The organism is Bradyrhizobium sp. BWC-3-1, from assembly GCF_032917965.1.
GTDB classification, from domain to species: Bacteria; Pseudomonadota; Alphaproteobacteria; order Rhizobiales; family Xanthobacteraceae; genus Bradyrhizobium; species Bradyrhizobium canariense_D.
The window spans coordinates 3,297,728-3,312,731 of sequence record NZ_CP136625.1; the positions used below are offsets into that span (position 1 = coordinate 3,297,728).

At 64.2% G+C, this 15,004-nt stretch carries 17 protein-coding genes; 9 read left to right on the top strand and 8 right to left on the bottom strand.

All coding sequences use genetic code 11. The annotated features are described in order from the left end of the window. Window positions 1-2 precede the first annotated feature (2 nt). Window positions 3-245, top strand: coding sequence for a phosphoribosylformylglycinamidine synthase subunit PurS (purS, locus tag RX329_RS15750; protein ID WP_026232966.1), 243 nt, complete (start codon window positions 3-5; stop codon window positions 243-245). A 10-nt stretch (window positions 246-255) separates the two neighbouring features. Here purS and RX329_RS15755 read toward each other — a convergent pair whose 3' ends face one another. Next, window positions 256-1,272, bottom strand: coding sequence for a magnesium and cobalt transport protein CorA (locus RX329_RS15755; protein WP_018455523.1), 1,017 nt, complete (start codon window positions 1,270-1,272; stop codon window positions 256-258). 163 nt (window positions 1,273-1,435) lie between these two features. On the opposite strand from RX329_RS15755, the gene purQ reads away from it, so the two are divergent. Continuing rightward, complete coding sequence (gene purQ / locus RX329_RS15760; RefSeq protein WP_247368158.1) at window positions 1,436-2,137, top strand: phosphoribosylformylglycinamidine synthase subunit PurQ; 702 nt, start codon at window positions 1,436-1,438, stop codon at window positions 2,135-2,137. After that, a complete protein-coding gene (locus RX329_RS15765) occupies window positions 2,134-3,105 on the top strand; it encodes a tripartite tricarboxylate transporter substrate binding protein BugD (RefSeq protein WP_317246114.1) in 972 nt (323 codons plus the stop codon). The genes purQ and RX329_RS15765 overlap by 4 nt, the downstream gene beginning before the upstream one ends. Window positions 3,106-3,150: 45 nt before the next feature. Here the strand turns inward: RX329_RS15765 and RX329_RS15770 are convergent, their stop codons facing one another. Beyond that, entirely contained in the window at window positions 3,151-3,549 is a 399-nt protein-coding gene (locus RX329_RS15770; protein WP_018455526.1) for a RidA family protein, read from the bottom strand. A gap of 153 nt (window positions 3,550-3,702) precedes the next feature. On the opposite strand from RX329_RS15770, the gene RX329_RS15775 reads away from it, so the two are divergent. Next, a complete protein-coding gene (locus RX329_RS15775; RefSeq protein ID WP_317246115.1) occupies window positions 3,703-4,299 on the top strand; it encodes a TetR/AcrR family transcriptional regulator in 597 nt (198 codons plus the stop codon). Window positions 4,300-4,330: 31 nt separating this feature from the next. On the opposite strand, the gene RX329_RS15780 is transcribed toward RX329_RS15775, so the two are convergent. Both RX329_RS15780 and RX329_RS15785 read right to left on the bottom strand, forming a co-directional pair. Next, on the bottom strand, window positions 4,331-5,287 hold the full coding sequence (locus RX329_RS15780) for a DMT family transporter (protein ID WP_026232967.1): 957 nt from the start codon (window positions 5,285-5,287) through the stop codon (window positions 4,331-4,333). Between the two features lie 75 nt (window positions 5,288-5,362). Further along, window positions 5,363-5,842 carry a PaaI family thioesterase gene (locus tag RX329_RS15785; RefSeq protein ID WP_085384292.1) on the bottom strand — a complete coding sequence of 160 codons (480 nt, stop codon included), beginning with the start codon at window positions 5,840-5,842 and terminating at the stop codon, window positions 5,363-5,365. 183 nt (window positions 5,843-6,025) lie between these two features. Between RX329_RS15785 and purL the strand changes: the two genes are divergently transcribed. Further along, window positions 6,026-8,236: a phosphoribosylformylglycinamidine synthase subunit PurL gene (purL, locus tag RX329_RS15790; protein WP_085349362.1), complete on the top strand. Its 2,211-nt coding sequence runs from the start codon at window positions 6,026-6,028 to the stop codon at window positions 8,234-8,236. Between the two features lie 101 nt (window positions 8,237-8,337). Here the strand turns inward: purL and RX329_RS15795 are convergent, their stop codons facing one another. Next, window positions 8,338-9,516, bottom strand: coding sequence for an acyltransferase family protein (locus RX329_RS15795; protein ID WP_085349361.1), 1,179 nt, complete (start codon window positions 9,514-9,516; stop codon window positions 8,338-8,340). Window positions 9,517-9,706: 190 nt separating this feature from the next. On the opposite strand from RX329_RS15795, the gene RX329_RS15800 reads away from it, so the two are divergent. Further along, window positions 9,707-9,880, top strand: a complete 174-nt coding sequence (locus tag RX329_RS15800; protein WP_007602280.1) for a DUF1328 domain-containing protein — start codon at window positions 9,707-9,709, stop codon at window positions 9,878-9,880. A 187-nt stretch (window positions 9,881-10,067) separates the two neighbouring features. Here the strand turns inward: RX329_RS15800 and RX329_RS15805 are convergent, their stop codons facing one another. Continuing rightward, complete coding sequence (locus RX329_RS15805; RefSeq protein ID WP_018455532.1) at window positions 10,068-10,427, bottom strand: DUF427 domain-containing protein; 360 nt, start codon at window positions 10,425-10,427, stop codon at window positions 10,068-10,070. 210 nt (window positions 10,428-10,637) lie between these two features. On the opposite strand from RX329_RS15805, the gene RX329_RS15810 reads away from it, so the two are divergent. Continuing rightward, the gene (locus RX329_RS15810) at window positions 10,638-10,874 is read left to right on the top strand and encodes a BolA/IbaG family iron-sulfur metabolism protein (RefSeq protein WP_007602284.1); all 237 of its coding nucleotides are present in this window, start codon (window positions 10,638-10,640) and stop codon (window positions 10,872-10,874) included. Window positions 10,875-10,898: 24 nt separating this feature from the next. Beyond that, window positions 10,899-12,092, top strand: coding sequence for a low temperature requirement protein A (locus RX329_RS15815; RefSeq protein ID WP_026232969.1), 1,194 nt, complete (start codon window positions 10,899-10,901; stop codon window positions 12,090-12,092). A 25-nt stretch (window positions 12,093-12,117) separates the two neighbouring features. Here RX329_RS15815 and egtD read toward each other — a convergent pair whose 3' ends face one another. Further along, window positions 12,118-13,089 (bottom strand): L-histidine N(alpha)-methyltransferase, encoded by a 972-nt coding sequence (gene egtD, locus RX329_RS15820; protein ID WP_085384329.1) that lies wholly within the window; start codon window positions 13,087-13,089, stop codon window positions 12,118-12,120. 52 nt (window positions 13,090-13,141) lie between these two features. Next, a complete protein-coding gene (gene egtB / locus RX329_RS15825; protein ID WP_166517618.1) occupies window positions 13,142-14,434 on the bottom strand; it encodes an ergothioneine biosynthesis protein EgtB in 1,293 nt (430 codons plus the stop codon). Window positions 14,435-14,674: 240 nt separating this feature from the next. Here egtB and grxD point away from each other — a divergent pair, with 240 nt between their 5' ends. Then, the gene (grxD, locus tag RX329_RS15830; RefSeq protein ID WP_007602294.1) at window positions 14,675-15,001 is read left to right on the top strand and encodes a Grx4 family monothiol glutaredoxin; all 327 of its coding nucleotides are present in this window, start codon (window positions 14,675-14,677) and stop codon (window positions 14,999-15,001) included. Window positions 15,002-15,004 lie beyond the last annotated feature (3 nt).

Below are 15,004 nucleotides of genomic sequence, written 5' to 3' on the forward strand. Positions count from 1 at the left end.
ACGTGAAGGCACGTGTTACCGTGACGTTGAAAACGGGCATCCTCGATCCGCAGGGCAAGGCGATCGAGGGTGCGTTGAAGTCGCTCGGCGTCGACGGCGTCGCCAGCGTCCGGCAGGGCAAGGTGTTCGACATCGAGCTCGCGGGCACGGACAAGGCGAAGGCGGAGGCGGCGTTGAAGGATGCCGCCGACAAGCTGCTGGCGAATACCGTGATCGAGAACTACCGGGTCGAGCTGATCGGGTGAACGGGATGGCTCACAGCCATCCGACCCGACGAAAACGCCAATACAGCGCGCCGCACGCCGTCAGCATCACGCCGAGCAGCGTGTAATAGCCGTACTCCCAGTCCAGCTCCGGCATGTGCTTGAAGTTCATGCCGTAGATGCCGGCAAGCGCGGTCGGGATCGCGATGATCGCGAGCCAGGAGGCAAGTTTCTTGGAGACCGCCGTCTCCTGGGCCTGGCCGACCAGCAGGCTCGCTTCGAAGGCGAAGGCCAGCACCTCGCGCATGGAATCGATCCGCTCCTGGATGTTGCGGACGTGGTCGGTGACGTCGCGGAACAGCGGCTGCATCGTCGCGCGCACCATCGCAAGCTCGTCGTGCTCCAGACGGCGGCAGACCTCCACCAGCGGCCCGATCGCGGTCCTGAGCCGCAAGAGGTCGCGGCGCAGCATATAGAGCCGCTCGATCTGCGCCTTGCTGATCGCCTTGGAGAGCACGTCATCCTCGATGCTCTCGACCTCTTCGTGAATGCTCTCGAGCACGGGCGAGTAGTTGTCGACGATGAAATCGAGGATGGCGTAGAGGATGTAGTCCTCGCCGCGCGCGAGCGCTCGCGGGCAGCTTTCGCAACGTTCGCGCACCGGCGTGTAGGACGTCGACGCGCCGTGGCGCACCGAGACCAGATAGCCTTCGCCAACGAAGATGTGCGTCTCGCCGAAGGCGATCCGGCCCTCGATCAGTTGCGCGGTTCGCGCCACGATGAACAGGGCCTCGCCATATTGCTCGATCTTCGGTCTCTGATGGGCGTGGTTGGCGTCCTCGATGGCAAGCTCGTGCAGGTCGAACTGCTTCTGCACCGCGCTGAGCAGCGCCATGTCGGGCTCGTGCAGCCCGATCCAGACCACGTGGCCGGGCTTCGCCCGCCAGCTCGAGGCCTCGCTGATGGCAATATTGGCGACGCGCCGGCCGTCGACATAGGCACCGGCGGCGATCACGCCCTCGGTGGACACCGGCTCGGAGAGGGATGCGGGCAGCGAGGGGACATTCATGGCTTTAATCCCGGGCGAATCGATCGGCCGATGGCGGGCTATGGCCTGTGCACAACGCTCGCGGCCGAGGCTAGCACTGGTAAAATCCCCGTCAAATGGATATGTCTGCTCACGATTTGGCAGCCGTGCCAGCCCCATTCAATCTTCGTTCGGAACCTCTGCCATGAAAGCCGCCATCCTCGTCTTTCCCGGAATCAACCGCGAGCGCGACATGGCGCGTGCCTTGAGGCTGATCTCGGGCAGCGAGCCCGCGCTGGTGTGGCATGCCGAGACGTCGCTGCCTGATGGCACCGACCTCGTGGTGGTGCCCGGCGGGTTCTCCTATGGCGATTATCTGCGCTGCGGCGCGATTGCGGCGCGGGCGCCGGTGATGGACGCGGTGCGCGACTATGCGGCCAAGGGCGGCCTCGTGCTCGGCGTCTGCAACGGTTTTCAGATCCTCTGCGAGTCCGGCCTCTTGCCTGGCGTCCTGATGCGCAATGCGCGGCTGAAATTCATCTGCCACGACGTGCATCTGCGCGTGGAGCGCTCCGACACGCCATTCACGCGCGGCTACAATGCCGGGCAGGTGATCCGCGTGCCCATCGCGCATGGCGAGGGCAATTATGCGGCGGACGCGGAGACCATCAAGCGGCTCGAAGGCGAGGGTCGCGTCCTTTACCGCTATTGCTCGGCTGACGGCGCGATCGACGATATCAGCAACATCAACGGCGCCGCGCAATCCATCGCCGGCATCGTCAACGACAAGGGCAACGTGCTCGGCATGATGCCGCATCCGGAAAACCACGTCGAAGACATCATGGGCTGCACCGACGGTCGCGGCCTGTTCGCCGGCCTCACCGCGCATCTGGAAAAAGCCGCGTGATTGCGTTCGTGCTGAAGCGGCTGCCGGCCGCTGTCGCCGTCGTTGCGTTCGCGACGGCCGCGTTCGCACAGGATTTCCCCAAGCGTCCCGTCACCATGATCGTGCCGTTCGCGGCCGGCGGCACGTCCGACGTGATCGCGCGCACGGTTGCCGAGCAGATGGGCATCGCGCTCGGCCAGACCATCGTGATCGAGAATGTCGCCGGCGCCGGCGGCTCGACCGCACTGGCGCGCGCCTCCCGCGCCGAGCCTGACGGCTACACCATTGCGATCGGCAATGCCGGCACCAACGCTGCGACCTATACGATCTATCCAAAGCTGCCGTTCACGCCGGACTCCTTCGTGCCGATCGCCATGGTGGCGAAGACGTTCGGCATCATCGCCGTGCGCAAGGATTTTCCGGCAAAGGACCTGAAAGAGTTCATCGCCTACGCCAAGGTCAATCCGGGCAAGATCAATCTCGGCCATGCCGGCGTCGGGTCCTCGAACTACCTGATCTGCAAGAGCTTCGTCACAGCCGCCGGGATCGACGCGACGCTGGTCGGCTATCGCGGCGCCGCCCCCGCGCTCACCGATGCGATCGGCGGCCAGATCGACGGCGTCTGCGATGCGGCAGCCTCGGTCTCGCAGTCGATCAACGAGAAGCTGGCGCGCGGGCTCGTGGTCGGCTCGACCGTGCGGCTCGCGACCCTGCCGGATCTGCCGACGTCGGCCGAAGCCGGCCTGCCCGAATTCGAGGCGCAGGGCTGGAACGGCCTGTTCGCGCCCAAGGGCACTCCGCCGGCGGTCATTGCCAAGCTGAATGCCGCCGCGCGTACGGCCGTGGAAACCGACGCGGTGAAGAAACGGTTCGCCGACCTCTCGACCGTTGCCCCCGATCCCGACGAGCACACGCCCGAGGTGCTGCAAAAGCTCGTGACGCGCGACGTCGAGAAGTACCGCAAGATGCTGGCCGACGACGCCAAGTAATAGCGCGAGGCTCCTGACGGTTGGCATCATCGCCACCGAGAACGCTTACCCCGCAGCAGGAATGCGGGCGATCACCTTGATCTCGAAGTCGAACCCGGCAAGCCAATTCACTCCGACTGCCGTCCAGTTCGGATAGGGTGCCTCCCCGATCTCCGCAGCGCGAATTGCCATCACCTTCTCGATCTGCGTGGCCGGATCGGTATGGAACGTGGTGACGTCCACCACATCGTCCAGCGTGCATCCGGCCGCTGCGAGAACGGCACGCAGATTGGCAAACGCGCGTCGGACCTGGTCCTCAAACACCGGTTCGGGCGAGCCGTCCTCGCGACTTCCAACCTGCCCGGAGACGAAGAGCAGGTCGCCGGACCGGATCGCGGCCGAATAGCGGTGCGCTTCATAGAGGGCGTGGCGGCCGGCCGGGAAGATTGCGTCGCGCTTGGGCATGTCTGGATCCTTGATTGATGGATGGCGGTCGCAGCTGTGGTGGGCAGGGCCTGCCACTGGATTTCCACGAGCTGTTCATATACGTAGCGTATGTGGAATATGGATCACATACGGACCGTATGTCAATAGGGTCGGCAAATGGAGTTGGGAAGCATGGCGAAGGGCAAGCGCGCCGAGGCGATGGCGGAAAGTCGGGCCAAGCTCATCCGGGCCGCGCGCAGGGCGTTTGCCACACAAGGCTATGCAGCCGCGTCGATGGACGAGCTGACTGCTTCCGTCGGACTGACGCGGGGCGCGCTGTATCACAACTTCGAAGACAAGAAGGGGCTGCTCTGGGCCGTCGTTGTGCAGATCGACAGCGAAATGGCGGAACGGCTCCGCACGGCCCGCGAGCAAGCGCCGAGCTTGTGGCAAGGACTGCTTGCAGAGGGGACCGCCTATATCGAGATGGCGCTCGATCCTGAAATTCAGCGCGTCATGCTTCTGGATGGACCGGCCGTGCTCGGTGATCCATCCAAGTGGCCCGGCGAGAATGCCTGTCTTGAGATTACCATGCGAACCATTCGGTCGCTGATCGAACAGGGGATTGTGAAGCCCGTCGATGTCGAAGCGGCGGGACGCTTGCTGAACGGGGCTGCGCTGAGCGCAGCGCTGTGGGTCGCCGCAGCCGACGATCCGCCAGGCGTCCTGACCAAGGCCGTTGACGCCTTCCAAGCGTTGGCGAGCGGATTGTTGCGCAAGCCGCATTGAGCGCCTCGTGCCGAACGGCGGAAGCAGCGGGTCACCGCAGCTTCAACCGCTCCGTCGGCACCGTCATCGCGGCGACGCCCGCCATGACCAGCACCAGTCCCAGCGCCAGGTTCGAGGGCACGCTCTCGCCGAGCAGCAGCACGGAGAGGCCGACGCCGATCGGGATGCGCAAATAGCCTTGCGCGTTCGTCGTCAGCGTGCCGAGCCGTCCCAGGCACATGTAGAACAGCATCAGCCCCAACGCGCTGGAGACTATGCCCATGACAATGGTGGCTGTGATCGCGGTCGGCGTCGGGTGCAGCGTCCAGGGCTGGTCGACGATCAGCGAAGGCGGCAGCAGCACGAGGCCGCCGAACAGCAGCGAGCCGGCTGCCACCACCATCGGATCGTATTCGGACAGCCGCAGGCCGAAGATCGTGGCGCAGGCGAACGAGATGGTGGCGAGCAGGATGGCGATCTCGGCCACGATCTCGCTGCCGAAGCCGCGCAGCGCATCCAGGCCCACGATGACGATTGTGCCGGCGAGGCCGAGGAGCGCGCCCAAGAGCTTCAACAGCGTTGCCGGTTCGTGACGCGTGATCAGCGAGGTGATCAGGAAGGCGAAGATCGGCGTGGTCGAGGCCAGCACCACCGTGTTCGACGCCGGCACATATTGCTGCGACCAGGTGATGATCAGGAACGGAAAGGTCGAGTTGATCAATTGCTGGGTGGCGAACAACTTCCACGCCTTGGCGTCGGTCGGGATCCTGACGCCGCGCATCCACAGGATCGCGAACAGGAAGGCGGCCGCGATCAGCGAGCGCGCCGAGATGAAGGTCACGGGCGGGATCGTATCCAGCGCGAGCTTCGCCAGCGGATAGGTTGAACTCCAGCAGCAGGCCAGCGCGAACAGCAGCGCATAGTCGCGCCAGTTGCGCGCGCCTGTGGCGGGCATGGACGGCAATTGCGAGACTGTGGCCCGCCCCGTCGGCGATGTGCTCTGCGGCACCTTGATGTTGCTCCCCGGCGCGACAGCGCTGGACACAAGTCTGGGCGAGGGGGCGCCAAAAGGGAAGGCGGCGAGCTATGCGTTTGGCTGCGGTGCCGGCTTCCGCTTCACCCGCTTGATCGTACCGGAGAAGGTGAAGAGAGGCCGCCCGCCCGATATCAGCTTGCCGCGCAGGAAGATCAGCGAGCCGCCGGCGCGGGAGACCTCGCCGACGCATTCGATCAACTCGCCTTCGCGCGCCGCGTCGAGGAAGTCGCAGGCGAAATTGGTGGTCACCGCCGGCCCATCCAGTTCGTGGGTGGCGATCGCGAACAGGCAATAGTCGGCAAACGCCATGAAGCAGCCGCCATGGACGTTTCCGGAGCCGTTGAGGTGCTTTTTCTCGACCCGGAACGCCGAGCGGACGCTGCCGTCGTCCTCGATCTTGTGCCAGAACGGGCCGATATGGCTCTCAAAACTGTCACGAATCCAGGTTCGCCAGCCCTGGAATTCCCCATCGGTCGCGACGTGGAGGTCGGGGCGGCGAGGCGGGGGCGCTTTGGTCAATTCATGCAAGGAAATGGGCCTTCAATTGCGGGTCTTTTGTCCTTAAATCCGATCTGTCCGCGCTGTGCAATTCCTGTTCCCGCAACCCCCGGCCGCAAAACGTGGGACAGCGGGAAAATGCGCCATAAAGGGCTTTTCCAAGCCGTCCGATGTTCCTAAGAACGGCCAACCGCCGTCGAAAGCCCAAATTCCATGAAGAACGAACCCAAGATCACCCCCGAGCTGATTGCCGCCCACGGGCTCAAGCCCGACGAGTATGAGCGCATTCTCAAGCTGATCGGGCGGGAGCCGACCTTCACCGAGCTCGGCATCTTCTCGGCGATGTGGAACGAGCACTGCTCGTACAAATCCTCGCGCCTCCATCTGAAGGGCTTGCCGACCAAGGCGCCCTGGGTGATCCAGGGCCCGGGCGAGAATGCCGGTGTGATCGACATCGGCGACGGCCAGGCCGTGGTCTTCAAGATGGAGAGCCACAACCACCCGAGCTACATCGAGCCTTACCAGGGCGCGACCACCGGTGTCGGTGGCATCTTGCGCGACGTTTTCACCATGGGCGCGCGGCCGATCGCCTGCCTCAACGCGCTGAGCTTTGGCGCACCGGAGCATGCCAGGACGCGGCATCTCGTCTCCGGTGTCGTCGCTGGCGTCGGCGGCTACGGCAACTCGTTCGGCGTGCCGACGGTCGGCGGCCAGGTCCGTTTCCACACCCGCTATGACGGCAACATTCTCGTCAACGCGATGGCGGTCGGCCTCGCCGATACCGACAAGATCTTCTATGCCGCCGCCTCCGGCGTGAACATGCCGATCGTCTATCTCGGCTCCAAGACCGGCCGCGACGGCATCCACGGCGCCTCGATGGCCTCGGCCGAGTTCGACGACAAGTCCGAAGAGAAGCGTCCGACCGTGCAGGTCGGCGATCCCTTTGCCGAAAAGCTGCTGTTAGAGGCTTGTCTCGAGATCATGGAGAAGGGCTGCGTCATCGCGATCCAGGACATGGGCGCGGCGGGCCTGACCTGTTCGGCGGTGGAGATGGGCGCCAAGGGCGACCTCGGCGTCGATCTCGATCTCGACGCGGTGCCGACGCGCGAGATCGGCATGAGCGCCTACGAGATGATGCTCTCGGAGAGCCAGGAGCGCATGCTCATGGTGCTCAAGCCCGAGAAGGAGAAAGAGGCCGAGGCGATCTTCAAGAAGTGGGGCCTCGATTTCGCCGTGGTCGGCTACACCACGCCGAGCAAGCGCTTCGTGGTCAAGCATGGCGGTGACGTCATGGCCGATTTGCCGATCAAGGAGCTCGGCGACGAGGCGCCGCTCTATGATCGCCCGCATGTCCCCTCCGCCGCGCTGCCGGTCGTGCATGCGCGCGAGGTGGCGGCGCCGATGGGTCTCGGTGCCGCGCTCGAAAAGCTGATCGGCACGCCCGATATGTGCAGCAAGCGCTGGGTCTGGGAGCAGTACGACCACGTCATTCTCGGCAACACCATGCAGCGTCCCGGCGGCGATGCCGCGGTGGTGCGCGTGCAGGACGGCCCGAAGGGCTTGGCGCTGACCGTCGACGTGACGCCGCGCTATTGCGAGGCCGATCCGTTTGAAGGCGGCAAGCAGGCGGTGGCGGAAGCCTGGCGCAACATCACCGCGGTTGGCGGCAAGCCGCTTGCGATCACCGACAATCTCAATTTCGGCAATCCTGAGCGGCCCGAGATCATGGGCCAGTTCGTCGGCTGCCTGAAGGGCATCTCGGAAGCCTGCCGTACGCTCGACTTCCCGGTCGTGTCCGGCAACGTCTCGCTCTACAACGAGACCAACGGCCGCGCGATCTTGCCGACGCCCTCGATCGGCGGCGTCGGCCTGCTCGATGATTTCACCAAGTCCGCGTCGCTCGCCTTCAAGGCCGAAGGCGAGGCGATCCTCCTGATCGGCGAGACTCATGGCTGGCTCGGCCAGTCCGTTTACTTGCGCGACATCTGCGGTCGCGAGGAGGGCGCGCCGCCGCCGGTCGACCTCGCGGCTGAGAAGCGCAACGGCGACTGCGTGCGCGGCATGATCCATGCGGGCACCGCGACCGCCGTGCACGATCTGTCCGACGGGGGCCTGCTGATTGCGCTGGCCGAGATGGCGATGGCGGGCGGCATCGGCGCCAAACTGCTCGCGGCGCCGACCTCCTTGGTGCCTCAGGCCTATTGGTTCGGCGAGGACCAGGCGCGCTATCTCGTCACCGTGCCTGAAACCGAGGCCGGCCGCGTGCTCGCCAAGATGCGCGGCTGCGAGGTGCCCTGCGTGCGGATCGGCACCACCGGCGGCGACGCGATCGCGATCGCGGGCGAGGCGCCTGTAACGATCGAGGCGCTGCGGACCTCGTTCGAGCGCTGGCTGCCGGAATATATGGGCGGGAAGGCAGCCTGAGGGGCTGAACCGGTAGCCCGGTTGAGCGAAGCGATATCCGGGTCTTTGTCGTGAGGTTTCCCGGATATCGCTACGCTCATCCGGGCTACGGGTATCGCGCCTCACAACACGTGCGACGCTCCCGGAATCTTCCGTAAGGCCGCCGTCAGACCCCAGCTCAGGATCACCGTAAGCACGAAGCCGATCGCAGCCTTCACGATCGCCGGCAGGCTGTAGTCGAACAACGCGTACTGGATCCACAACGCGATCGGGTAGTGCACCAGGAAGATGCCGTAGGCATCCGCCTGCATGCGGTCGAGCAGGTTCGGGCCCGGCGACTTCTGGTGCAGGAAGAACGCGAGAATCGCGAGCAGGATCGAGCCTGAGAACAGCACGAAGAACGTACCGTAGATCGCCTGATACCAGTGCGGTTGTGGGTCGGGATTACCGAGGATCTCGCGCTTGATGTAGATCATGCCCCACATCAGGCAGTAGGCGATCAGCGTGGCGATCACCCACAGCCAGCGCTGTTTCGGCAACTGCCCGCCGGCGCTGAGGATGCCGCGATCGAAGTTGGCCGCTCCAACGCTGACGCCGATAAAGAAATAGGCGAAGTAGAGCAGGATGCGGCTCGCCTGCACCGAGAACGGCCCGAGCTCGAACCATTTGCTGCCGCCGAAATAGAGCAGCGCCGGCACGTAGGCGATTGCCGTGACGACGACGAGCAGCAGCCAGAATACGGCCGGCTGGTCGAATCCGCGCAGCGACACCCGGTTGCCCGGGTCGACCAGACGCGCGGAGACCCGGTAGAGCAGGCTCGCGGTCAGGTCGAATGCCAGCAGCACCCACACGAACCAGATCGGGCCGCTCGGCCACGGGCCAACCGTGATCGTCTTCCACCAGAACGCCGTGAAGCTCAGCCCGGGATCGTGCCGCAGCGCGATCGCGTAATAGGCGAGCGGGATGACGGTGAACGCCGCGATCGCGAACGGCAGCCCGAGCCGCAACAGGCGGTCGCGGAGAAAAACTGACGGCGCCTTGCGCGCGATGCCCGGCCAGGTGAACAGTCCCGACAGGAAGAAGAACATTGCCATGAAGAAGCTGTCGGTGGCCAGCACGACCACGTCGAAACCGGCCCAGGACGCCGGATCGGTGTGCCCGAAATAGGTGTAGGGAATCACGGCGTGGTGCAGCAGCACCACCAGCGTCAGGAAGGTGCGGGCGCGATCGAGCGACAGATTGCGCGCCTTGGCCCTCGGCGCCGCGTGCGCCTCTGCCCCGATCGTCGCTGAATGTGACATCGTCATCGTGGCCGCCCCGGTCGCGCTTCGGTCCCGCCCGGACTTTGCCGCCGGGAACCGGATTCAGCAAGGGTCGTTTGGGACGCCCGCGGGTCCCTGAGACCGCCAGGAACCAGTTCCCTGCGACGAAGTTAGCGTTCGCCAAAAGGGCCTGAGGACCGCGGCAGGCGGTACAATTTCGGAGCTGGCGATGACGATCCTGAAATGGGCACTGATCTTCTTACTTGTCTCGATCGTAGCCGGCGTGCTCGGCTTCACCGGCATCTCGGCCGCCTCCGCCGACATCGCCCGCTTCCTGTTCTACGTGTTCGTCGCGATCTTCCTGGTGCTGCTGATCCTGGGGCTGACGATATTCAGGGCGTAGCGGGGCGCTGTCCACGCACACAGTCGTCATGCCCGGGCTTGCCGTCTTCGCTGAAGCTTCGCCGGCCCAACACCTATAGCCCGGCGAAGCCTCGGCGGAGCCGGGTCCCGGGCATCGACGTTGTTCTGTATCCGCGATTGCCCAAAAACGTGGATGGCCGGGACGAGCCCGGCCATGACGGAAGCAGCTACCCCAATTCCTCGATCTTCACCTTGTCCGGATAGAAGGCGAGATGGCCCGAAATCTCGGTCATCGCGGGAAAGGGGGCCTCATAGGTCCAGATCGCGTTGTCCAGTGTCTTGCCGTCCGCCTTGACGCTGTAATAGCTCGCATCCCCCTTGTAGGGGCAGTGGGTGACGCGGTCGGTGCGCTCTAGCAGCGCCATGTTGGCGTCCTGCCGCGGCACATATTGCACCGCCGGATATTTCGCCTCTTTCAGCGTCAGCGCTTTGGTGGTCTCGGCGATCACGATATCGCCGGCTGTGACGCGGACGCGCCGGGGATTTGGGGTGATGGTGATGGGGTGGTCGGGCCCTGGAAGCTTCATGATTTCACGCCTTTTTCGATCACTCTGCCGCGCGCGGCACTTTGTCGTGGCTTTATCCAGATCGGATCACCGATATAGTGCCGGAAGGCGTGACGTAGAAGGCCGTTCACGCTAAGTTTGGCCGCGCCGGAAGGTTGGCTTTGTAGAACCGGACCCCGGCAGCGATTCGACGACAAGACTGATTGCAGCCGAGACAGGAGCACGACCCGAATGCCAATGGACGCCCACGATATCGAGGCGATGATCAAGGCGGCGATCCCCGATGCCGAGGTGACCATCCGTGACCTCGCCGGGGACGGCGATCACTATGCCGCGACCGTGATCTCGGAGACCTTCCGCGGCAAGTCCCGCGTCCAGCAGCACCAGATCGTCTATCAGTCCCTCCGCGGCCAAATGGGCGGCGTGCTGCATGCGCTGGCGCTGCAAACCGGGGTGCCGGGCGCTTGATCTGATCGTGACGGGGGGATGACGATGGCTGCGGACAATCCGCGCGGCGCGATGTTTCGCGTCATCCTGCCAAACCAGCACAGCCGCGTCACCAATGCCGAGCTGTTCTTCGACCTGGTCTTCGTTTTCGCGATCACGCAGGTCTCGCACACACTGCTGCACCATTTCACGCCGCTCGGTGCCGTGCACGTCGCGGTGCTGTTTCTCGCGGTATGGTGGGTGTGGGTCTACACCGCCTGGGTCACCAACTGGCTCGATCCCGAGCTGACGCCGGTCCGGATCCTGCTCTTCCTGATGATGCTGGGCGGCCTCGTGCTGTCGACGACGATCCCGACCGCCTTCGAGGGGCGGGGCCTGTGGTTTGCGATCGCTTACGCAACGATGCAGGTCGGGCGCACCGCCTTCTGGATGTTTGCAACGCCGCGGCATCGAACTGCGGTCCGGCACAATGCGATCCGCATCCTGACGTGGCTCTCGGTCTCCGCGATCTTCTGGATCCTCGGCGGCCTCGCCCATGACGAGGCGCGGCTATGGTTCTGGATTGTGGCGCTGACGATCGAATATGTCTCGCCGGCGGTGCGCTTCTGGATCCCCAAGCTGGGCTTCTCGTCGGTCGAGGCCTGGGCCGTCGAAGGCGGCCACATGGCCGAGCGCTGCTCGCTGTTCGTCATCATCGCGCTTGGCGAGGCCGTTGTCGTCAACGGTGCGACGTTTGCCGAGCTTGACTGGACCGCTGACAACATTTCGGCCTTCGTCTCCGCGCTGGTCGGCAGCATCGCGATGTGGTGGGTCTATTTCCACAAGGGCGCCGAGGCCGGAGCCGAGCGCATCTCGAGATCCGCCGAATCCGGCCGCTTGGCGCGGCTCGCCTACACCTACCTGCATATGCCGATCGTCGCCGGCATCATCCTGACCGCGGTCTCCGACGAACTCGTGCTGAAGCATCCGGTGGGGCATTCAGATGTCAGGATCATCGTGAGCACGATCGGCGGGCCGCTGCTGTTCCTGGTCGGCACCATCCTGTTCAAGCACGCGATCCGCGGCTTCCTCCAGCTCTCGCACGGGATTGGCATCATCGCGCTCGCGGCACTGTGGTGGTTTGCCGCCGAACTGTCGCCGCTATGGCTGTCGGTCGCCGCGACGGTGATCATGATCGTTGTTGCGGTATGGGAGTCGGTTTCGCTGGGATCGACGCCGGAAGAAGCCGAGGAGCATTGAGCCGCCGCCGTTGGCGCCGGAGCGCTTACTCCGCCACCTCCAGCGCGTGCACCGAGAACATCTTCGCCGCATCCGTCCAGCTCTCGCGCACCCGCCAACCCGCGCCTTGCGCCAGCGTCGCGAAGCGCTCGATGCTGTATTTGTAACTGTTCTCGGTGTGGATGCTCTCGCCGGCGCGGAACGAAAAGCTGGTGCCGAGCAGGCGCACGGTCTGGCTCTTCTTGCTGATCAGGTGCATCTCGATGCGGTGCCGCTCGCGATTGTAGATCGCGCGATGGGTGAAGGCGGAAAGGTCGAAATTGCCGCCGAGCTCGCGGTTGATCCGCACCAGCACATTGAGATTGAAGCGAGCGGTGACGCCGGCGGCATCGTTATAGGCGTCGTGGAGCAGGCGCTCCTCCTTCTCGAGATCGGCGCCGATGATCATCTGCGCGCCGCGGCCCAGAATGGCGCGTGCGCTCTTCAGGAAGGCCTGCGCTTCATGCGGCTCGAAATTGCCGATGGTCGAGCCTGGGAAGAACCCGACCTTGGGCATGGTCGCCACCGCCTTGGGCAGCTCGAACGGCGTGGTGAAGTCGGCCGCCACCGGGTAGATGCCGAGTGACGGAAAATCCCGCTTCAGTCCGTTTGCCTGCGCCGTCAGGAAGTCGCCGGAGATGTCGACGGGCACATAGGCCGCGAACTTGCAGTGGTTGAGCAGCAGGCGGACCTTTGTGGTCGCGCCTGCGCCGAATTCGACGAGGGCCGCGTGCTCCGGAATGATTTTCGCGATCTCGCTGCCGCGCTCCTTCAGGATCGCTAGCTCCGTGCGAGTCGGGTAATATTCCGGCAGCCGCGTGATGGCCTCGAACAATTCAGATCCGGCCGCATCGTAGAAATATTTCGGCGACAGCTTTTTAGGCTGCTGCGACAGGTCCTCGATGGCCTCGCGGGCAAAGGCGGTGGTCTGTTCGTCGGGAAGATGGGCTTCGGCCAAGGCGCTAGCGTGCACATTCATGATACTCTCCTGAACGCGCTGTCCGGCGCGCATTTGTCGTCGGATGAGAATTTTACTCGTAGTCGGCGAGCCGCAGTCCCGTGAATTGCCAGCGGTGGTGCGGATAAAAGAAGTTGCGATAGGTGATACGGCTGTGCCCCTCCGGAGTTGCAAGCGAAGAGCCGCGCAGCACCAGCTGGTTGACCATGAACTTGCCGTTGTATTCGCCGAGCGCGCCTTCGATCGCGCGATAGCCGGGATAGGGCGAGTAGGATGATCGCGTCCACTGCCAGACGATGCCGAAGGCATCGTTGAGCTGGCCCGAGCGGGCCGCGACCTCCCATTCCATCTCGGTCGGCAGATGTTTTCCGGCCCAGCGCGCAAAGGCGTCAGCCTCGTAATAGCTGACGTGGCAGACGGGCGCGTCGGGATCGACCGGCTTGAGGCCGGCCGGCGTCATCACATGCCATTGGCCGTCGATCTCGCGCCAATGACCGGGGCAGTCCCAGCCCTCGTTGTTCACGGCCGCAAAACCGTCCATCAGCCACAGCGTTGCGGTCCGGTAGCCCCCGTCACGCATGAAGGCGAGCCATTCGCGATTGGTGACGAGATTGCGTGCGAGCTTGACCGGGCCGACGAGGGCGCGGTGTGCCGGCTTCTCGTTGTCGAAATGAAAACTATCATCGACGTGACCGACGGTGTGGATGCCTTCGTTCAGCGTCAGCCAATCCTCGCTGGCCGGCGTCGCGGCCGGGAAGCGCCAGTCCGGATCATAGGCCGGCGGGATCGGGTTCTGCGCGAAGGCGTGCAGGATGTCGGTGAACATCAATTCCTGATGCTGCTGCTCGTGATTGAGGCCGACCTCGACCAGCGGCGCGATCTCGCGAAGCTTGTCCTCGCCGGCGTCGCGGAAGAATTTCACGACGGCAGCGTCGACATGTTTTCGATAAGCGCCGACCTGATCGGCGCTCGGACGGGTGATGTCGCCGCGGTGATTGCGGGAATGGCGCGGACCGGCGCTGACGTAATAGGAATTGAACAGGAAGGCGAAGTCAGGGTGAAAGGGCCGGTAGCCCGCACAGTGCTCGCCGAGCACGAACTGCTCCCAGAACCACGTGGTGTGCGCTCTGTGCCATTTCGTCGGGCTCGCATCCGGCATGGACTGGATCTGCTGGTCCTCCGGCGACAGTGGCGCGGCCCGGCGCTCCGTCTCGTCGCGAACGGCGAGAAACGCGTCTTCCAGCCTCTGGGCAAGGCCGCCCAAATCGACCGACAGTGACGGAGCGGGGGCCGGAGCGGAGGCTTGTTTCGTCACGTTTTTCTCCAGACAGGACAAGAGAACGTTGTTGGTGTGGACGGGTTCCAAAACGCCGGGTTCGTCCTAGATAGGGGCTCCGTGACGGTATGAAAGTCCTCCCTGACGATGATATTCGTGGCATCATGCAATGGGCCGGTGCAGCCGAGAGCGGTCCACAAGAGGCAGCTCGCCGCCATTTTACTTTGGATGCACAACGGTTTGGGCTACATATATACCCAGGTATCGGGTTAGATCGGCGGAGCCAGCCCGAAGCAATTGGAGTGGGCTCCGCCCCATAAGGACACGGATATGAGCATCGAGGAATTCATCGCCAACGAAGTGAAGTCGAACGACGTGGTTCTGTTCATGAAGGGCACACCGCAATTTCCGCAGTGCGGGTTCTCCGGCCAGGTCGTCCAGATCCTCGACCACATCGGCGTCGGCTATAAGGGCCTCAACGTTCTCGAATCCGCCGAACTGCGCAACGGCATCAAGGACTATTCGAACTGGCCGACCATTCCGCAGCTCTATGTGAAGGGCGAGTTCGTCGGCGGCTGCGACATTGTCCGCGAGATGTTCCAAGCCGGTGAATTGCAGCAGCTCTTCTCCGAAAAGGGCGTCGCTGTCGCGGCCTGATAC